General features: G+C 63.8%; 20 protein-coding genes. 8 read left to right on the top strand and 12 right to left on the bottom strand.

Going from position 1 to position 19238, the window contains the following annotated elements; all coding sequences use genetic code 11:
• Positions 1–231: 231 nt before the first annotated feature.
• From ACTDXD_RS03325 to ACTDXD_RS03315, 3 genes are read right to left on the bottom strand one after another with little or no spacing between them, the layout of a single operon-like run.
• A complete protein-coding gene (locus ACTDXD_RS03325; protein ID WP_440125776.1) occupies positions 232–633 on the bottom strand; it encodes a PPOX class F420-dependent oxidoreductase in 402 nt (133 codons plus the stop codon).
• 15 nt (positions 634–648) lie between these two features.
• Entirely contained in the window at positions 649–2061 is a 1413-nt protein-coding gene (gene ramB, locus ACTDXD_RS03320; RefSeq protein WP_440125775.1) for an acetate metabolism transcriptional regulator RamB, read from the bottom strand.
• 54 nt (positions 2062–2115) lie between these two features.
• Positions 2116–3279 carry a globin domain-containing protein gene (locus ACTDXD_RS03315; RefSeq protein WP_440125774.1) on the bottom strand — a complete coding sequence of 388 codons (1164 nt, stop codon included), beginning with the start codon at positions 3277–3279 and terminating at the stop codon, positions 2116–2118.
• A 527-nt stretch (positions 3280–3806) separates the two neighbouring features.
• Between ACTDXD_RS03315 and aceA the strand changes: the two genes are divergently transcribed.
• The 4 genes from aceA (at position 3807) to ACTDXD_RS03295 (ending at position 9622) form a co-directional block, all read left to right on the top strand.
• Positions 3807–5096: an isocitrate lyase gene (aceA, locus tag ACTDXD_RS03310; RefSeq protein ID WP_169686904.1), complete on the top strand. Its 1290-nt coding sequence runs from the start codon at positions 3807–3809 to the stop codon at positions 5094–5096.
• Positions 5097–5261: 165 nt separating this feature from the next.
• Positions 5262–6158 carry a 3-hydroxybutyryl-CoA dehydrogenase gene (locus ACTDXD_RS03305; protein WP_440125773.1) on the top strand — a complete coding sequence of 299 codons (897 nt, stop codon included), beginning with the start codon at positions 5262–5264 and terminating at the stop codon, positions 6156–6158.
• Between the two features lie 19 nt (positions 6159–6177).
• Positions 6178–8502, top strand: coding sequence for a 5-methyltetrahydropteroyltriglutamate--homocysteine S-methyltransferase (gene metE / locus ACTDXD_RS03300; protein WP_440125772.1), 2325 nt, complete (start codon positions 6178–6180; stop codon positions 8500–8502).
• Positions 8503–8554: 52 nt separating this feature from the next.
• The gene (locus ACTDXD_RS03295; protein ID WP_440125771.1) at positions 8555–9622 is read left to right on the top strand and encodes an NAD(P)-dependent alcohol dehydrogenase; all 1068 of its coding nucleotides are present in this window, start codon (positions 8555–8557) and stop codon (positions 9620–9622) included.
• Positions 9623–9647: 25 nt separating this feature from the next.
• Here the strand turns inward: ACTDXD_RS03295 and ACTDXD_RS03290 are convergent, their stop codons facing one another.
• Together ACTDXD_RS03290 and ACTDXD_RS03285 are read right to left on the bottom strand one after the other, a co-directional pair.
• A complete protein-coding gene (locus tag ACTDXD_RS03290) occupies positions 9648–10430 on the bottom strand; it encodes a SigB/SigF/SigG family RNA polymerase sigma factor (RefSeq protein ID WP_440125770.1) in 783 nt (260 codons plus the stop codon).
• Positions 10427–10861: an ATP-binding protein gene (locus ACTDXD_RS03285; RefSeq protein WP_440125769.1), complete on the bottom strand. Its 435-nt coding sequence runs from the start codon at positions 10859–10861 to the stop codon at positions 10427–10429. Before ACTDXD_RS03285 ends, ACTDXD_RS03290 begins: the two co-directional genes overlap by 4 nt.
• Before the next feature lie 297 nt (positions 10862–11158).
• Between ACTDXD_RS03285 and ACTDXD_RS03280 the strand changes: the two genes are divergently transcribed.
• Positions 11159–11584, top strand: coding sequence for an STAS domain-containing protein (locus tag ACTDXD_RS03280; protein ID WP_440125768.1), 426 nt, complete (start codon positions 11159–11161; stop codon positions 11582–11584).
• 128 nt (positions 11585–11712) lie between these two features.
• Here the strand turns inward: ACTDXD_RS03280 and ACTDXD_RS03275 are convergent, their stop codons facing one another.
• The 3 genes from ACTDXD_RS03275 to ACTDXD_RS03265 are packed head-to-tail and all read right to left on the bottom strand — an operon-like array spanning position 11713 to position 13617.
• Complete coding sequence (locus tag ACTDXD_RS03275) at positions 11713–12966, bottom strand: glycosyltransferase (RefSeq protein WP_440125767.1); 1254 nt, start codon at positions 12964–12966, stop codon at positions 11713–11715.
• Positions 12967–13012: 46 nt separating this feature from the next.
• Complete coding sequence (locus ACTDXD_RS03270) at positions 13013–13369, bottom strand: hypothetical protein (RefSeq protein WP_440125766.1); 357 nt, start codon at positions 13367–13369, stop codon at positions 13013–13015.
• 8 nt (positions 13370–13377) lie between these two features.
• The gene (locus ACTDXD_RS03265) at positions 13378–13617 is read right to left on the bottom strand and encodes a hypothetical protein (RefSeq protein WP_440125765.1); all 240 of its coding nucleotides are present in this window, start codon (positions 13615–13617) and stop codon (positions 13378–13380) included.
• Between the two features lie 230 nt (positions 13618–13847).
• Between ACTDXD_RS03265 and ACTDXD_RS03260 the strand changes: the two genes are divergently transcribed.
• A complete protein-coding gene (locus ACTDXD_RS03260; RefSeq protein WP_440125764.1) occupies positions 13848–14093 on the top strand; it encodes a DUF6480 family protein in 246 nt (81 codons plus the stop codon).
• A gap of 98 nt (positions 14094–14191) precedes the next feature.
• Positions 14192–14428, top strand: a complete 237-nt coding sequence (gene mbp1 / locus ACTDXD_RS03255) for a microaggregate-binding protein 1 (protein ID WP_440125763.1) — start codon at positions 14192–14194, stop codon at positions 14426–14428.
• A gap of 39 nt (positions 14429–14467) precedes the next feature.
• Here the strand turns inward: mbp1 and ACTDXD_RS03250 are convergent, their stop codons facing one another.
• The 3 genes from ACTDXD_RS03250 to ACTDXD_RS03240 all read right to left on the bottom strand — a co-directional run bounded on the left by ACTDXD_RS03250 (position 14468) and on the right by ACTDXD_RS03240 (position 17219).
• Entirely contained in the window at positions 14468–15145 is a 678-nt protein-coding gene (locus tag ACTDXD_RS03250) for a PAS and ANTAR domain-containing protein (protein WP_440125762.1), read from the bottom strand.
• 76 nt (positions 15146–15221) lie between these two features.
• On the bottom strand, positions 15222–16631 hold the full coding sequence (locus ACTDXD_RS03245; RefSeq protein ID WP_440125761.1) for an alpha,alpha-trehalose-phosphate synthase (UDP-forming): 1410 nt from the start codon (positions 16629–16631) through the stop codon (positions 15222–15224).
• An 18-nt stretch (positions 16632–16649) separates the two neighbouring features.
• Positions 16650–17219 (bottom strand): type 1 glutamine amidotransferase domain-containing protein, encoded by a 570-nt coding sequence (locus ACTDXD_RS03240; protein WP_440125760.1) that lies wholly within the window; start codon positions 17217–17219, stop codon positions 16650–16652.
• Positions 17220–17410: 191 nt separating this feature from the next.
• On the opposite strand from ACTDXD_RS03240, the gene ACTDXD_RS03235 reads away from it, so the two are divergent.
• Positions 17411–18592: a zinc-dependent alcohol dehydrogenase gene (locus ACTDXD_RS03235; protein WP_440125759.1), complete on the top strand. Its 1182-nt coding sequence runs from the start codon at positions 17411–17413 to the stop codon at positions 18590–18592.
• 45 nt (positions 18593–18637) lie between these two features.
• Here ACTDXD_RS03235 and ACTDXD_RS03230 read toward each other — a convergent pair whose 3' ends face one another.
• Positions 18638–19195: a DUF2231 domain-containing protein gene (locus ACTDXD_RS03230; protein ID WP_440125758.1), complete on the bottom strand. Its 558-nt coding sequence runs from the start codon at positions 19193–19195 to the stop codon at positions 18638–18640.
• Positions 19196–19238: the final 43 nt, after the last annotated feature.

The raw sequence follows: 19238 nt of genomic DNA, 5'->3' as shown, positions 1-19238 counted from the left end.
CGTATACAGCGCTGTATCCGTGGGTCCATACCCTAGGTGGGTGTTGTTGCGCCGGAGTGTCTTCCAGTGACCGTTCCGTGAAGTTGATGACACCGGTGTTACGACATGCTCACATCGGCCCGCGAGTGTCGAGCAGGCCGATGCGCGAGTCCGAAGCCGGTCGCTGTTACGTCTGTTCATCGCTGCCACGATTCGAATGCGATCGTGGCAGGCAAACTTACGTGCGAGGAGTTATGCAGGCTCGAGGACGGAGCCCATGACCCGCTCGACCGTTATTTCGATGACGACGCGTCGAGGATTGGGTCTGGGTTGCCGGTAGCGGGCCGCGTACCGGCGCTCGGCGTCGATGACGGAGTCGGCGTCGCGGGCCACGCGTGCCGGGCCTTCCAGAGTCAGCCAGCGTCGACCGTCTATCTGACTGACGGCAGCGTATCCGCCGCGCTCGGCGTTGAGAGCCTTCTGTGTGCCCTCGGACGTGATGATTCGCGCCGACCTCGTTGTGGCGTCCCACGTGAATCCGACCGCGACGACGTGCGGGGTCCCGTCCTTGCGCGACGTCGTCAGGGTCGCGAGGTGGTACTCGGAGAGGAACTCGAGGGCCTTGTCGCCCAGCGTGTCGGGGGTGCGTGCCATGAGGAGAAAGAGTACTCAGCGCACGAGGTACGGCGAGACAGAGCTGCGGTGTTCGTTGATGTCGATGTCCTTACCGAGGGGCGGGAACGCACGTTGCGGACAGTTCATCCGCTCGCACACGCGGCAGCCTGAACCGATCGGAGTGCCGGGGTTCGATTCGTCGAGGTCGAGGCCTTCCGCGTAGACGAGCCGGTGCGCATGGCGTAGTTCGCAGCCGAGGCCGATCGCAAAAGTTTTCGACGGCTGCCCGAAGCGCGCGGCACGGCGTTCGACGGTGCGTGCGACCCACAGGTAGCGGCGACCGTCGGGCATCTGCGCGATCTGCGTCATGATCTTGCCCGGGTACGCGAAGGTTTCGTACACGTTCCACAACGGGCAGGTGCCACCGCTCGTCGAGAAGTGGAAACCGGTGGCGGATTGCCGCTTGGACATGTTGCCTGCCCTGTCGACGCGTACGAACGAGAACGGCACACCGCGCAGTTTCGGGCGTTGCAGGGTCGAAAGGCGGTGCGCGACCGTTTCATAACTCTGTCCGTAGAACGCCGAGAGACGTTCGATGTCGTAGCGGAAGTCCTCGGCGATCTCGTGGAACTGGGAATAGGGGAGGATCAGTGCTGCTGCGAAGTAGTTGGCGAGTCCGAGCCGTGCGAGGGTGCGCGACGGGTCGCTGGTGAAGCCGCCGTCGTCGACGAGCTTGTCGATGAGATCGCCGCACTCGAGGTAGGCGAGTTCGGTCGAGAGTTTGAACACCTGCTGTCCTCCCGACAGCTGCGGTGCGATCTCGAGGACTCGGGTCTCGGGGTCGTAGCGGTGCAGGACGTTCTCGCCGAGATCGATTCGTTTGACGACCTGTACGTCGTGGAGTGCAGCCATGCGTTTGGCGATCTCGCCGCCGACATCACCTCGATGGAATCGGATCCGGTTGGCGAGCTCCTCGGCGGCGGTGTCGAGTTCGTGGAGGTAATTCTGTCGCTGATAGAAGTAGTCGCGAACTTCTTCGTGCGGCATCGTGATCGCACCGCTTCCGCTGCCATCGCTGTAGCGGTCCTCTGTCGCGGCGGCGAGCTGCGCGGTGGTGTTGCGGAATCGGCGGTGCATGTTGACCATCGCGCGTGCCAGACCGGGATGAGCGGTGACCATCTCGGCGATCTCCTGCGCGTCGGCCTCGATCCCCATTTCCTGGTCGAGCGCGACCTCACGCATCTCGGCGATCAAGCGCGTATCGTCCTGCGACGAGAAGAACGTCGTGTCGACGCCGAACACTTCGCTGATCCGTAGCAGCACCGGCACGGTCAGGGGACGGACGTCGTGTTCGATCTGGTTGAGATAGCTCGCAGAGATTTCGAGTGTCTTGGCGAGTGCGGCTTGGCTGAGTCCACGCTCGGTCCGTAGCTGGCGCAAGCGGGCGCCGACGTAGGTCTTGGCCATTCGCCCAGCGTAAGGCGGTTCTACCAGCTTTGCAATGTAGGGTTCGCAACACGGCTAAGGAACAGGTGCGTGCTCGCTCTCGAGGCCGAGCCATGAGCCGGGCGCGAATGCTTCGAAATGGATCGATGCCGGGGACAGACCTGCGCCGATCAGTTCACGACGGATCGACCGCATGAAGTCGATCGGTCCGCACACATACGTCTGCGCGTTCGAAGGTAACGGGACGCGGGTGAGCGGGTTCCTTCCGTCCTCGTGCTCCCCGTCGAAATCGGTATAGCGCAGGAACAACTGCGAGTTGGGTAGTGACTTCGCCACCGCGCTGAACTCGATGCGCCGTACGTGTTCGTATGCGGACCTCTCCACGTGGATGATGGTCACCTCCCGGCCGGGGTTGTACGTGGCCAGATACTGGAGTGTCGCGAGGGTGTTGGTGACGCCGATTCCGGCAGACACCAGGAGCAACGGGCGGTTGTCGTCGCTGTCGACGACGACTCCGCCGAACGGCTGTGAAATGGTGAGCTGGTCTCCTTCCTCCACCTGGTCCACGAGGATCGGTGACACCAGCCCGCCCGGCACCCGTTTGATGGACAGGGCCCACTCACCGGTTTGGCGACCATGGGTCACCGTGTACTGGCGGATCTGTTCCGTCCTGTCCGCGAAGCGGATGCGGACCGAGGTGTATTGGCCGGGACGATGTATGCGGAACGGTTTGCCATCGAGGGGGCGCAGGAACAGGGTTGCGGAGTGCTGGCCGTCGTACTCGCGCGCGGCTACCAGCGCTTGCCTCCACACCTGGCCGGCGGCCACACCCGCGTGCCGGTACAGCTGTGACTCCTGTTCGGCCAGGGAGTTGGCCATCAGGGAGTAGACCTCGTTCCAAGCCGTTGCGACCTGGGGCGTGACGGCGTCGCCGAGGACCTCCACGATCGCAGCGAACAGGTGGGTGCGCACGACCTCGTAGAGGTCGGATGTCACGCCCAGCGACGCATGCTTGGCGGCGATTCGGCTCATGATCGCGTCGATATCGTCGGGTTCCTGCGTCACGAGCAGCGTTGCGAAGGAGGCAACGGAGCTCGCGAGTGCCTGTTGTTGCGAGCGATCGGCTTGATTCGCGCTGTTGAACAGGTTTGTGCGCAGAGAGGGGACTGCGGCAAACAGTTTCTCGTAGAAGACCTCGGAGATCACGCCGATGTGTGCCCCGACCACGGGCAGGGTCATCTCGACGATCGGACGCGACGTGGCTGAAAGGATGACTGCTCCTCGGTTGTGCGGATGTCAACCGAAGCAGGAGGCGCGCAGCACTCTGCGCGACCGGCCCCGATCCGGTCGTGCGGCACATCGTACGACTGAGCAGGGTGCTTTCAAGGTCATTTACATGGCGTGTGCAGGCCTGGAGGTGTTGTGAAGAAGGTCACATCGGGGAACCGTAGCGGGTCTCTGCGAGGTGGCGGGCGTCGCGGGGTGTTGTGCGGCGGGCAACGGCAAGCGGGGAGCAAAAGTCGAGGTCAGTGCTACTGGCGGGTAACTTTCATATCTTGCGACGCGGTTGTTGGTCTCACCATTGATTAGCAATCTTTGCAAAGCTGCCGGTAAAAATTGCCGAGATTGGCATTAGCAACAGGTAGCGGGGCGTTTTCTGGTGTGTCATTGTCTTCATGTACATCCGAATGGGCCGCAAAGGATGTGAAGTAGTACGAATGTACTGCCTGACGCCGAGCGGAGTAGATCTAGAGAGTGGAGCTTTGATGTCGACCACCGGCACCCCGAGGACCGCTGAAGAAATCCAGAAGGACTGGGACACAAACCCCCGCTGGAAGGGGATCACCCGCAACTACACGGCCGAGCAGGTCGTCAAGCTGCAGGGCACCGTCGTCGAGGAAGCCACCCTCGCCCGTCGTGGTTCGGAGATCCTGTGGGACCTCGTGAACAACGAGGACTACATCAACTCGCTGGGCGCCCTCACCGGCAACCAGGCCGTTCAGCAGGTTCGCGCAGGCCTCAAGGCCATCTACCTGTCCGGCTGGCAGGTCGCGGGCGACGCCAACCTGTCCGGCCACACCTACCCGGACCAGTCGCTGTACCCGGCGAACTCGGTGCCGCAGGTCGTTCGTCGCATCAACAATGCGCTGCTGCGCGCCGACGAGATCGCCAAGGTCGAGGGTGACACCTCCGTCGACAACTGGCTCGCTCCGATCGTCGCCGACGGTGAGGCAGGCTTCGGTGGCGCGCTCAACGTCTACGAGCTGCAGAAGGCCATGATCGCGGCAGGCGTCGCCGGTTCGCACTGGGAGGATCAGCTCGCGTCGGAGAAGAAGTGCGGTCACCTCGGTGGCAAGGTGCTCATCCCGACCCAGCAGCACATCCGCACCCTGACCTCGGCGCGCCTTGCGGCCGACGTCGCGGACGTCCCGACGGTTGTCATCGCCCGCACGGACGCCGAGGCTGCCACGCTGCTCACCTCCGACGTCGACGAGCGCGACCGCGAGTTCCTCGACGGCACCCGCACGGCCGAGGGCTTCTACGGCGTCAAGAACGGCATCGAGCCGTGCATCGCCCGCGCCAAGGCATACGCACCGTACTCCGACCTCATCTGGATGGAGACCGGTGTGCCGGATCTCGAGGTCGCCAAGAAGTTCGCCGAGGCAGTCCGCAGCGAGTTCCCCGACCAGCTGCTGGCCTACAACTGCTCGCCGTCCTTCAACTGGAAGGCTCACCTGGACGACGCGACCATCGCGAAGTTCCAGAAGGAGCTTGGCGCGATGGGCTTCAAGTTCCAGTTCATCACCCTCGCCGGCTTCCACTCGCTCAACTACGGCATGTTCGACCTGGCCCACGGCTACGCCCGTGAAGGCATGACCGCCTTCGTCGACCTGCAGGAGCGCGAGTTCAAGGCTGCGGAGGAGCGCGGCTTCACCGCCATCAAGCACCAGCGTGAGGTCGGCGCAGGCTACTTCGACTCGATCGCCACCACGGTCGATCCGAACACCTCCACGGCTGCCCTGAAGGGCTCCACCGAAGAAGGCCAGTTCCACTAGGAGCTCGCACCGCCTCTCCGGGGCTTCAGCGAACCAGCCAGGCGGCCCGCAATCAGCATTGCGGGCCGCCTGTCCGGAATCCGGGGCTTTGGCCGTACCCGGTGAGTTACCCGTGTACTCGCCGAATCCGTAGTCGCCGAGCACAGGTAGTTGAGGAGATTCGACGTGACCAGTGAAAAGATTCAGCGCGTCGGTGTGATCGGCGCCGGCATCATGGGATCGGGTATCGCTGAGGTGTGTGCGCGGGCTCATGTGGACGTGCTGGTGTTCGAGCAGACTCGCGAGCTCGCAGCGGCCGGACGTGCGCGGATCCTCCGGTCCCTCGACCGCGGTGTGAGTACCGGGAAGATCACTGAACGCGAGCGTGAGCAGGCCGCATGGCGGCTTCGTTTCACCTCGGACCTCGAGGACTTCGCGGATCGGCAGCTCGTGGTGGAGGCGGTCGTGGAGGACGAGAAGGTCAAGGCCGAGATCTTCGCGGAGCTCGACAAGGTCGTCACCGATCCCAACGCCGTGCTCGCTTCCAACACGTCGTCGATCCCGATCATGAAGCTCGGAATTGCGACAACGGCACCCGAACGTGTCATCGGGATGCACTTCTTCAACCCGGTCCCGGTACTTCCCCTGGTGGAAGTCGTGACCACCCTCAAAACCAGCCGCGCGGTATCCGGACGCGCGGAGGCCTTCGCAGGCGACATCCTCGGCAAGCAGGTCGTCCGGTCGTCCGATCGGGCAGGATTCATCGCGAACGCCCTGCTCGTGCCGTACCTCCTTTCGGCGGTCCGGATGGTCGAATCCGGTTTCGCCACCAAAGAGGACGTCGACAAGGCGATGGTGCTCGGCTGCGCCCACCCGATGGGACCGCTCGAACTGACCGACCTCGTCGGGCTCGACACCGTCAAATCGATCGCGGACTCCATGTACGACGAATTCAAGGAGCCCCTCTACTCGGCACCTCCGCTGCTTCTCCGTATGGTCGAGGCGGGGCTCGTCGGCAAGAAGTCGGGCGCCGGATTCTACGAGTACGCAGAGAACGGCCGCGCGGCCAAGAAAGCCGGTTAGTCAGGCAACACCTACCGTGATGGGTATTGAGGGAGAGGTCGATTCCGGCATGGCACGCCACGGCTCGAGTATTCTCGGGTACCCGCGCATCGGACCCCGTCGCGAACTCAAGCGTGCTCTCGACTCCTACTGGCACGGCGACGGCACCCGCAAGGAGATCCTCGAAGTCGGCCGTGAGCTACAGGAGAACTTGTGGCGTGAACTGTCCGCTACCGGGTTGACGCAGGTCCCCGGCAATACGTTCTCCTTCTACGACCACGTGCTCGACAATGCACTGCTTTTCGGTGCGGTTCCGGAACGGTTCCGCCCGCTCGTCGACGAACTCGACCCGCTCGACTTCTACTTCATGATGTGCCGGGGCCGCGCAGACTTCCCGCCCCTCGAACTCGTACGCTGGTTCGGGAGCAACTACCACTATCGTCAGCCCGAACTCGACGAACACACCTCCTTTCATTTGAACTCGGACGCATTGCTCGACGAGTTCGATCGGGCGATGTCCGAGGGTGTCGAACTGCGGCCCGTCGTACTCGGCCCGGTCTCGCTGCTGCTGCTGTCGAAGGTTGCGCCGACCTCCGAACAGGACGGGTTCTCGCCACTCGCTCTGCTCGACCCGCTGCTCGAACAGTACAAGCGACTCTTCGAGCAACTTGCGAAGCGCGGTGCCACCTGTGTGCAGCTCGACGAGCCGTCGTTCACCGAGGACCGCACTGCTGACGAACTCGCGGCCCTGAAACGGGCCTACCACGTGCTCTCGCACGCACCGCTGCGACCCCGCATCCTCGTGACCGGGCCGTACGGCCATTTCGGTGCGGCACTACCGATCCTTGCGGCGTCGAAGATCGAAGCACTCGGTCTCGACCTCGTCAACGGCCGGATGACTCCCGACGAGCTCGCCGCCGTGCCAGGCCTGAAACGCAAGCGGATCTACGCCGGCGTCGTCGACGGACGCAATGTGTGGAAGGTCGATCGGCGCCGTACTCTCGACTACCTGCATTCGCTCGCCGCAGTCGCGCCTGATCTCGTCGTCTCCACATCCTCCTCGTTGCTGCACGTGCCGTACGACCTCCTGGTCGAGTACGACATCCCCGGCGACGTCGCGGATCGGCTGGCGTTCGCGAAACAGAAGGTCGGTGAGGTCGTCTCGCTTGCGAAGGCTCTCACAAGCGGGACCGAGGAGAAGTGGCGCCGGCCGCCCGTTTCGGTGCATTTCAAGCAGAGGCACACCGTGCGGGCCCGACTCAACGCGCTCACCGCCGAGCATCGTATCCGCGCGCCCTACGAGGAACGTCGTGTCGCCCAGCAGAAGCGTTTGGCGCTTCCACCCGTCCCCGCAACCACGCTCGGCTCGTTCCCCCAGAGCGCGGAGGCGCGCACGGCGCGGTACGAGCTCGGCCAGGGACGCCTGTCCTACGCGGAATACGCCGCGCTCATCGAAGCCGAGATCGAGTCGACGATCCGGTTGCAGGAGGACATCGGCCTCGACGTTCTCGTGCACGGCGAACACGAGCGCAACGACATGGTGCAGTACTTCGCCGAACTGCTGGAAGGCTTCGCGACCACCCATTTCGGATGGGTGCAGTCCTACGGGTCGCGCTGCGCACGCCCGCCGATCCTGTACGGCGACATCGTGCGGCCGAGACCGATGACGGTGGAGTGGACCGCATTTGCTCAGTCCCTCACCGAAAAACCGGTCAAGGGCATCGTCACCGGACCCGTCACGATGCTGGCGCGGTCCTATGTCCGGATAGACCAGCCGCGTCATGAGACGGCCGACCAGCTGGCACTCGCGATCCGAGACGAAATCTCCGACCTGGAGAAGGCGGGGATCGCAATCATCCAGGTCGACGAACCGGCGATCCGTGAATTGTTGCCGTTGCGGCAGGACGGGCGCGCCGAGTACCTCGACTGGTCCGTCGATGCGTTCCGCCTCGCGACCGGCGGGGCCCAACCCGAGACTCAGATCCACACACACCTGACGTATTCGGGTCAGAAATCGGTGGTCGACGCCATCGAACGACTCGATGCCGATGTCACCGCGATCGTCGCGACCAGGTCGATCAGCTGGGTGCTCGGGGCGCTCGAGGATCGGGCCCTGACGCACGGCGTCGGGCCGGGCGTCTACGAGTCGCGTTCGGCGCGCATTCCCGACATCGACGAACTCGACGAGTTGCTGACCGAAGCAGCTGAATCCGTCGACCTCGACCGGCTGTGGGCGAACCCGGACGGTGGACTCAAATCCCGGCGGAGCTGGCAGGTCGAGCCATCGCTGCGCAACCTCGTCGCAGCGGCGCGTCGGTTGCGTCGCCGGGCCGTAGCCACGGCGGAATCCTCGGAACGACTCTGACGCCGTGCACCCGCGGGCGAGCTGTCACTCGTGGGGGAGTAGGTATAGGAACATGAATGACTCTGCTGTTCCTGTTCCGGCTATCACCGCGACGGCGTTCGCTGCCACCGCTGCAGATGCTCCCTTGACGAAGACCACGATCGAGCGGCGTCCGCTGGGTCCGCGTGACGTTCTGATCGAGATCGAATTCGCCGGTATCTGCCACTCGGACATCCATGTGGCCCGCAACGAATGGGGCGGTACCAAGTATCCGGTTGTGCCCGGACACGAGATCGTCGGGCGCGTCGCGGCGACCGGCGACGACGTCACGAAGCACGTCGTCGGCGACCGGGTCGGCGTGGGATGCTTCGTCGATTCGTGTGGTCAGTGCGATCCGTGCGCGACCGGATTCGAACAGCATTGCCTCGAGCGAGTCACCGCGACGTACAACTCCGTCGGCCGCGACGGCCAGGTCACCCAGGGCGGCTACTCGACACACATCGTCGTCACGGAGCACTTCGTACTGAAGGTGCCGGACAGGCTCGATCCTGCTGCGGCGACACCGTTGCTGTGTGCAGGTATCACGTTGTACTCACCGTTGAAGCGCTGGAAGGCAGGTCCCGGCACCAAGGTCGCGATCATCGGGATGGGCGGGCTGGGGCACGTCGGCGTCAAGATCGCCGCTGCGCTGGGCGCGGAGGTGACCGTGCTCAGCCATTCCTCGGCGAAGAAGGAAGATGGCTTGCGCTTCGGTGCCGTCGACTATCGCGCAACCACCGACCCGGAGATCTTCAAGGAACTTCGCGGCAAGTTCGACCTGATCCTCAACACCGTGTCGGTCAACCTCGACCTGGACCGGTACCTGTCGCTGCTGTCGCTGCAGGGTGTTCTCGTCGAACTGGGGCTACCCGAGAATCCACTGTCGCTGCGGGCGTTCTCACTCGGCAACAACGACCGGGCGATCGCGGGATCGAACGTCGGAGGGATTGCGTCCACTCAGGAGATGCTCGAGTTCTGTGCAGCGCACGGCATTGCCGCAGAGATCGAGCTGATCTCCGCCGATCGCATCGCCGAAGCCTACGACCGGGTCGTGACGAGCGACGTGCGGTACCGATTCGTCATCGATGCCGCGACCTTCTGAGCCGAGGCGGAGGGATCGGCTCGGCTCAGAAGTTGTCGCCGAGCTGATCCCGCAGCTGTGCCAGAGTTTTCGCCAGTAGACGGGAGACGTGCATCTGGGACACTCCGACGCGTTCGGCGATCTGTGTCTGCGTCATGTTTCCGAAGAATCGCAGCATGATGATGGAGCGTTCGCGTTCCGGTAGCGCGTCGAGCAACGGGCGCAGTGCTTCGTTGTTCTCGACCTCGTCGAGGGCCGTGTCGTACTCGCCGAGTGTTTCGGCCAGAGTGAGACCGTCGTCGGTCTGCGACGACGACCGATCCACAGAAATCGTGGTATAGGCATTGCCGGCGACCAGCCCTTGGAGCACTTCCTCCTGGTCGATACCCAACTCCTGCGCGAGCTCGCTCGCTGAGGGCGCGCGTCCGAGACGCTGCGACAGATCTGCGGTGGCGTGACTCAGTGACAGGTGCAGTTCCTTCATGCGGCGGGGAACCCGCACCGCCCACGCGGTGTCGCGGAAGTGCCGCCGGACCTCACCCATGATCGTGGGCACCGCGAACGACACGAAGTCGGCGCCGCGCTCGGGATCGAACCTGTCGACCGCGTTGACCAGCCCGAGACGCGCGACCTGCAGCAGGTCTTCGAACGACTCACCGCGCCCGTCGAAACGCCGCGCGATGTGTTCTGCGAGTGGGAGGCAGCGTTCGACGACGCGTTCGCGGATCACGGATCGTGCCGCGTCCTTCTCGCCGAGAACAGAGAGCCCTTTCAGATCGTCGAAGACATCGGCGTAATCGTCATTCGACCGTCGGTTCTTCTCTTTCACCGAGCCGCGCTACGGTCGGAGATGGCCATCTCGATAGTGCTCACTGTGTCGCCGCGCTCGTCGACGCCCGACGATACGGCCACCGAATCGGTGAGCGAATTCAGAACATGCCATCCGAACGAGCGGGGCTGCCGGGTAGGAGCGTCCGGGCGGGTGGGGGCCGACAAGCTGATCTTCACTCCGGTCGGTGAGACCTGGAAGCTGCACAGAAGGGTCGACAGCTCAACAGAATTCACGATCAACCGTGTTGCTGCCTCGTCGACCGCGAGTTTGATGTCCTCGACGGTGTCGAGATCGAGGTCGTGTTGCAAGGCGATCGCTGCTGCGACAGCGCGCAGCACCGAAAGCTGGTCGGCATCGGCCTTCACCCGCAGCTCGACTGTGGGTGAAGCATCTTTGTGTGCCGAATCTACCGACGCGGATTTCGCCATGAGTGCCTGTTCTCCGTGACTGCATGTAGCGGTGCTGAGTGTCCTCTTCCAGTTTCTTCGAGGGGAAGACTACCCAGCCTATGAGTTCTCGAAACACCGCCCTCCGACGCTGCTCCGCTGCGAGTTGGAGATGACTGATCCAGTTGAGTGCCGGGCGCATCTGCACTAGTGTTGAGTCCGGTTGAGCACACAGCCTGAAGTCGAAGGTGCCGCTTATGGGTGGTATTCCGGCGGACGAACTGTTGCTGCTGCCGCGCCTGTAGCGCCTTTGAAATTCCTCAGACGTTGGGAAGTGCAATGACTGCTACAGAAAGCCCTATCGAGCCGAGCCACACCATTCGCGCCGTTCCGAGCCTTGCCGCGATCAGCTGGGCCGTCGGTGCACAATTTCGCGCGCAACAGATCAGTTCGGCCTTGGTTCGTTTGGGCGTCACCGGAGAGATCGACCTCCGTAACGCTTCTGCACTGAGTGACTACGCCTGTAGACAGCTTCGCTCCTCGCAGCGGATGATCCTGGATCTGTCCGAAGTAGGGTTCTACGGAACGGCGGGCTTGACGGTGTTCCGTGACCTCGATGAGGTAAGCCGCCAGAGCGATGCACGTTGGGCACTCGTTGGCGGGAGACCGGTTCAGCGACTGCTGCGTATCGCCGACCCCGACAAGCGGATCTCTCAGCATCTCTCTCTCGAAAGTGCCATGAGATCGCTGAGTTTCGCCGCCTGATGCCATCCGAAGAGCGCGGCAGACTGAAGTGGTCAGTGTGTCGCGACACCGTTGCCGTGCAGGGTGGAGGCTTGCACGGCAACGGTTTTTCTACGCCGATACTGTTGCGATGGTAGGCGTCCGGCACGCTATTTCTCTTTCATGCCGCTGAGGGATTCTTCGCGCGGGGATTCTTTGCACGGCACAGGCAGAATCCGCTCGTACGCCCGTGCTGTGTCTGCTGCGACGCGATCCCACGAGTACCGTGCGACGGCGCGGTCGCGGCCCGCGATCCCGTAGGTGTCGCGCGTCGTGGGATCGCCGAGTAGCCGCCGTGCGGCCTTCGCGAGTGCCTCGGGAAGGCGGGGTGGTACGAGAATGCCCGTAATACCGTCGACCACGATATCGAGCACGCTGCCTGCTGCAGCCGCGATCACGGGTCGTCCACACGCCATGGCCTCGAGAGGCACAACGCCCAACGTCTCGTACCAGGGGGTGCTCACGACGATGTCCGCTGAACGCAACAGGGCGGGCACCTGGGAGGGCGCGATCCGGCCGGGTATCCGCACGCGGTCGGCTATGCCGCACCGGCGTGCGACGTCGGCAAGCCGTGCTGCTTCCGGGTCGTCGGACAGTTCACCGCCCGCAGTGCCCCCGGCCACCACGAGTTCGGTCTCGGGAAGTGCCCGCAAGGCTTCGATCGTGATGTCGAAACCCATTCGAGGCATGAGCTTTCCGACGGTGACGATGCGGTACTTCGTTCGGCGGGGGAGGAGCGTGGGCCCGACAGGTTCGAATCGTCTCACATCGACGCCGCAAGGAATGACGGACGTACGAGTGCGAGGAAGCCCCATGCGAGCGAGTTCGGATACTTCGTCGGAGCAGGCTGCCAATACTCTGGTGGCCCCATGGGCGACGAGTTTCTCCAGCCGGATCCGATCCGCCCGGCCGGGATCCCCGGTGCTCCGAGGCCGGCCGTTCTGATGTCTGCGTTCGACTATTCCCAGTGCGTGGAAGGTCTGTACGGTGGGAACTCCCAGTTCTCTCGCTGCCAACTGTGCCGCGATTCCCGAGATCCAGAAATGGGCATGTGCGATGTCGGGAAGTTCGCGTGACCATTCCTTCCGGAGGAACGAACTGAACTCACCCGTGAAGGGAAGTAGTTCCTCCTTCCTGAGCGGCTCGGGCGGACCGGCCGGAACATGCACTACCTCGTAGTTCGCTTCGGTGCGCACTCGCTCGGGAAGGTCGCTGCTGTCGCGGCGGGTGTAGACCACCACGCGGTGCCCTGCGCGAGCCAAGGCAGAAGACAGTTCGGCGATGTGGACGTGTCGTCCATCGACATCGGCATCGTCGAGAGCAGCGAGCGGACTCGCATCCTCCGACACCATGGAGATGTGCATCGGCTTCCTTCCCGGGCGCCGAGGCGCAGGTTGTTCGAAAGTCGGGCTACGTCGCTGCCGTCGCCGAGATACCGGCGTACATCACCATCAGAACGAAGAGCGCCCAACCGGTTCCGTGCCAGATAGGCCACCGGCCGCCGGCCTTCCACACCTGATAGGTGCGTACGAAGGCACCGAGTCCCCCCAGAAGAAGCACGACAACGGGGCCGAACATGAGGATCTGGCGGGCGGGATCGGTGCACACGGCAAACTCTGCGTCCGCGCAGCTGTCACCTGACATGGCGGACCAGACGATCACTCCGAACATGATCAGTAGGGCGATCACGATCACCGCAGCCGCATACCGAACGGCGCTTCGGAAGGCCTTCGGGTCGCGCCAGCGTTTCTCCACATCTTGGCTCATACCGAAGGTCAACTTCCGACGCGGTCGGTGAGCTGGTCCTGACCGACTTGACGGGCACAGTGGGCGCAGCAGAACATCACGCCGTTCGCCTCTACTCCGTGTCCGAGGATCCTGCAATGACAGTGGGCGCACTCCGGCGCCATCGCGACCGCCGCGCACTCGAAACTGTCGTATGTGCCGGTCACGTTCTCTCGAGTGACCGTGAAGGTCTTGTCGTAGTTGTTGCCGCATGTATCGCACGTAGGCATGCCGAAGCTCCTTTCGTGTGAACTTCCGTATCCACCGGATGCCCCGCCTCGTGGCTGAGCAAACCCAGGTTCCCCACGGAGGAACCCGGATCGCCCCGAACGATGGTTTGGAACAGCCGGCATCGGGCATCCGGTGTAGGTCCGGCCGACAGAATCCGCGACCCGAGGGTTGCGGTTGCCGAGTTCGGGTACTCGTCCGACACGATGCGGAAACGACCAGAGGAGGGCACATGAGCGTCTCCGATCCTGAACCGCACGGTAATACAGACCCGAGCCCCGACAGCACTCCCGATCTGGATGAGGGCGGTGGAGTACGCCCTGGATCGACACCGCCCGAGTCGTCGGGCACCTCGGGTCTGTCTGCGCCGGAACCGCGTACGAGCTTCAGGTTTCCACCCACCGGGTGGCTCTCGCTCGCTGCGGTCGTGGTGATCGTCCTGATCTTCGTGGCTCTGATCATCGGACTGCTGCTCTGAGCAGCGGTGGACCGGGGCATGTCACGGAGAGCGGAAGACACGGGCCCGAACAGGTGAATTCACAGCAGTTGAATCCACACGAGAAGGGATCAATCGCAATGACTGATGACAAGAGCGGCCCCAGCGAGGGCATCAAAGGTGCAGTCGAAGGAGTGAAAGGTAAGGCCAAGGAAGCCGCCGGAGCTCTGGTCGGAAACGACGACCTCGCTCGCGAGGGACGCGCCCAGCAGGACAAGGCCGAAAGCCAGCGGGAAGTGGCCCAGAAGGAAGCCGAGGCGGAGAAGGCCCGCGCCGAAGCCGAGGCGGACGAAGCGCGGCAGCGGTCACAGCAGTAGCTCGCACCCGTAGTTGTCGGGGGGTGCCCGGGGTCTGGATCAGGCCTCGGGCACTCGGTCGTGCAGCGTCATCAGGAGATGGTCGAATTCGGTGCGCGCGATCGGCTGTGCGCCGGAACCGCCTGCTGCCTCGGCGACCAGTTGTTCCGCAAGTGCTCGCACCTTGACATTGGTCTCCTGGGAACGCCAGGTGAGTACCTCGAAGGCGCGTTCGGCGGATACGGCGTACACCACCATCAAGATCCCCTTGGCCTGTTCGATCACGGCGCGGGCCCCGGCGAGGGCCGACACAGCCACATCCACGCCTTCCCGGATGTCTTCCTCGATGGCTTCGGAAAGATCGAGATAGAACCCGCTGGTGCCGAGTATGGTGCCATCTCTGTCGAACAGCCGGTCGCCGATCACCGCCACGCTCTTGACGTTGCCACCGGTATCGATGATGCGATGTTTACTGCTGAACGGTTCTCCCGTGGTCCGGACCGCCTCGAGCAGCTTTGCGAGTTTCTTCTTGTCGTCGGGATGCTTGTGATGCAGCAGCAATGCGGTGGTGGGATGAACTGTGCCCGGCACGTAGCCGTGCATCGCCGCCACCGCGTCGGACCACTCCCACGTGTCGTCGGCGAGCAGGTAGCGGAAGCTTCCGACATGCGGGGACTGGGTGCCCTCGAAGCGGCGCGCTACGGCAGCCGTGTCGGGAGAAGAGACGCTTTCCTTCATAGGTCAGATTATGCTTCACCCCCTACCGGGATGGTTCACCGGAAGGTACATACGGGGCGTGACGCGCCGTGGTGGGCTACGCCGTCTGCAGATCGTCGAGGAAGGTGCGCGCCCACCGGGCAACATCGTGCTTCATGACGTGGTCGTGCATCGTGCGCATACGCCGAGTCAACCCGGGATCGTCGAATCGGACGGCGCTGAGTATCGCGTTCTTCACGTCCTCGAGATCGTGGGGATTCACCAGGAAAGCGCGGCGCAATTCTGCCGCGGCCCCGGCGAATTCGCTGAGGACAAGTGCACCTCTACCATCGGCGTGGCAGGCCACGTATTCTTTCGCGACGAGGTTCATTCCGTCGCGCAGCGGTGTCACGAGCATGACGTCGGCGCCGGTGTACATCGCAACGAGCTCGTCCCGTGCGACCGGACGATGGATGTAGTGCACGACAGGGCCGCGCAGACGACCGAACTCGCCGTTGATCCGGCCCACTTCCCGCTCGACGTCGTCCCGCAACGAGGCATAGGCTTCGAGACGTTCGCGGCTGGGGGTGGCGAGTTGCACCATCACAGTCTTTTCGGGATCGAGTTCTCCCTCCACGAACAACTCCCGCAAGGCCTCGACACGCAGCTCGATGCCCTTGGTGTAGTCGAGCCGATCCACGCCCAGCAGAAAGATCTCGGGATCACCGAGTTCCGCCCGGATCTGTTCGGCGCGCATCACGGTGTTCGGCTCGGCGGAGGAGTCGCGCAGCCGCGCCGAGTCGATGGAGATCGGATAGGCGCCTACCCGCACACTCCGTGTACCGAGGTCGATGCGGCCGCCCGCGGACAGATGAGTGCTGGACGGGCCGGAAAGTCGTCGTGCGAGATACCGGAAGTTCTCGGCGCCTCCCGGAAGGTGGAATCCGACGAGGTCGGCGCCGAGCAGGCCCTCCACGATCGCCTTTCGCCACGGCAGTTGCAGGAACAGTTCTGGCGGTGGGAACGGAATGTGCAAGAAGAAACCGATCCTGACATCCGGCCGCAACTTGCGGAGCATATGCGGAACGAGTTGGAGCTGGTAGTCGTGGACCCACACGGTGGCACCCTGTGCGGCGGCCAGCGAGGCGGCTCGGGCAAAGCGGCGGTTGACTTCCTGGTAGGTATGCCACCATTCCCGGCGGAAGGTCGGGGCAACCAGGGCGTCGTGATAGAGCGGCCAGAGCGTCGAGTTGGCAAACCCCTCGTAGTATTCGGCGACCTCGTGTTCGTCCAGGGGCACCGGATGGAGGGCCAGTCCGTCTTCGATGAACGGATCGAGTGCGACACCGGCGGTACCCGTCCATCCCACCCACGAACCTTCGACGGAGCGGAGGACCGGTTCGAGAGCCGTGACGAGTCCACCGGGACTGCGCTGCCATCGTGCGGGACCATCGTCGGACTGCTCGACGAGATCAACGGGAAGGCGGTTCGCCACCACGACGAAATCGCTCGGCCTTGCTTCTCTCATGCTTGTAGCTCCGGCCCCTCACCCGGCCGGTTGCCGATCGGCGAAGACGTCGATCACTGCCGAGCAGAACGCGGGCAGATCTGCAGGGTTACGGCTGGACACCAGGTTCTTGTCGATGACCACTTCCTCGTCCACCACCGTGCCACCCGCGTTCCGGATGTCGGTGCGGACGCTCGGATACGACGTCAACGTCCGATCGCGCACGACGTCGGCTTCGACGAGCGTCCACGGACCGTGGCAGATGACGCCGACGGGTCGGCCCGATGTGACGAAATCACGGACGAATGCGACCGCCTTTGCGTCCTGACGGAGCTGGTCGGGATTGGTTGTACCACCGGGTAGGAGGAGACCGTCGAAGTCGTCCACCGCCGCGTCTGCCACAAGCTGGTCCACCGAGTGCTTGCCCGCGGCGTGCACATCCTTCTCCATCGCCTGGATCTCCCCGTTCTCCAGCGACAGCAACCGCACCGTGGCACCCTCCCGCTCAACCGCGCGCCGAGGCTCGACGAGCTCCACTTCTTCGACGCCGTCGGTCGCGAGGATGGCGATGGTCCGGCCGGTCAGACGTCCAGGCTGTGCTGTGTCCATGATGGTCACCCCTTCTTCGAAGTCGATGGTTCCCGCATACCCGCTGCCAGCTGGTGAGCAAACGTGACACCCGCGCGTGAGTCGGTGCCGGGCCGGCCCGAACAGCTGACCGGATTCTTCTGCTGCCCAGTCCGTTTGCCTTCCCGGACTGCGGGTACGCCGGTGTGCACCTATCGACGAGCGGAGGAACGATGAAAGCAGTGACATGGCAGGGACGACGTCACGTGAGTGTCGATACCGTCCCCGACCCGCGAATCGAAGAACCGACCGACGCTGTCATCAAGGTCACGACCACCAATCTGTGTGGCTCCGATCTGCACCTGTACGAAGTACTCGGTGCGTTCATGACTCCCGGCGACATCCTCGGTCATGAACCCATGGGCATCGTGGAAGAGGTGGGCTCTGCCGTCACGAAACTGGCGCCCGGCGACCGGGTAGTCATCCCCTTCCAGATCTCGTGCGGTGGGTGTTTCATGTGCGATCACGGTCTTTACTCGCAGTGCGAGACCACCCAGGTGCGTGAGCAGGGGAGCGGGGCCGCGTTGTTCGGATACTCGAAGCTGTACGGCAGCATTCCCGGCGGGCAAGCGCAGTATCTGCGCGTTCCCCACGCCGACACGACCCACATCAAAGTCCCGGACGGCCCCGCCGACGATCGATTCGTGTATCTCTCCGACGTACTTCCGACCGCATGGCAGGCCGTCGAGTACGCCGAGATCCCGGAGGGCGGCACGGTCACCGTGCTCGGACTCGGCCCGATCGGCGATATGGCAGGTCGTATCGCGATGCACCGTGGCGCTCGGGTCATCGCCGTCGACCTCGTGCCGGAACGGCTTGCGCGGGCCGCCGCAAGGGGCATGGACGTCATCGATCTCGGTGACGTCGGTTCCGGACTCGCAGATCTCATCCGGGACCGCACCGATGGCCGGGGCACCGATTCGGTCATCGACGCAGTAGGTATGGAAGCTCATGGCTCACCCGTCGCCAAGTTGGCGCAGACGGCCACCGGCTACCTTCCGTCGGCCATTGCCGCCCCGATGATGGAGCGGATGGGAGTCGACCGGCTGAATGCGCTGTACACCGCGATCGACGTGGTGCGCCGCGGAGGAACGATTTCTCTGTCCGGTGTATACGGCGGAATGAGCGATCCGATGCCGATGCTGACCATGTTCGACAAGCAGATTCGGCTTCGCATGGGCCAGGCCAATGTGTTGCACTGGGTGCCCCGGATATTGCCTCTTCTCACCGACGACGACCCACTCGGAGTGGATACGTTCGCCACCCACCGGTTGTCATTGGCAGAGGCACCCCATGCATACGACATCTTCCAGCGAAAGCAGGACGGCGCGGTGAAGGTCGTCTTCACGCCTTGACCGACCGACCGGACGCAAGTCCCCGTGGGGGCGATCGCCCGCGATCTACGCCAGGACCGGATCGAACGCCGGCCCAGCGGCCGGAGGCTGCTGGGATCGGCGCTCCACCCGGGCACCCAGCGCGAATGCCAGGTGCCCGCCGAGGGTGCCCCCGAAGCCGATCATCGCGGTCGCGACCGTGCTCGCTGCCCTCGCCGCGGGACTGCTGCCTCGACGCCGGCCCAGATAGGACAGCCCCATCAGCGCAATGCCGGTGCCGTTGACTGCTGCATGGACCAGACCGACCCGTCGCTGCTGGGTATCGCATTCAGCGAAGTCGGCCCAGCCGGTCAACGCCGAGGGAACAGCTGCGATCAATCCGATGCCGATCAGCTGCTGTGCGGTTTCCGGTTTGCGGAATACGAAGTCGAACAACGGAGCGCACGACCAAGCGCCGATCGGAATCGCCACCAGCGCGGGGTGAAGCGGATGCCCCGGCGCCACGTCGCCGCGCAACAGGTCACCCGCTATACCTGACGTGGCACGGCGGACAGCATCGCGGATGGTCCTCGACGGACGGTCGAGGACGGTCGCGGATTCCAGTGTGGAGAACAATCCCGTCATGGAAGAAGGGGTACCTCGGACGAACTATCCGAAACTCCGATCA

This window comes from Rhodococcus sp. SJ-3, from assembly GCF_051918125.1.
Taxonomy (GTDB): Bacteria; Actinomycetota; Actinomycetes; order Mycobacteriales; family Mycobacteriaceae; genus Rhodococcus.
This window is presented reverse-complemented; position numbering and strand designations above follow the sequence as displayed.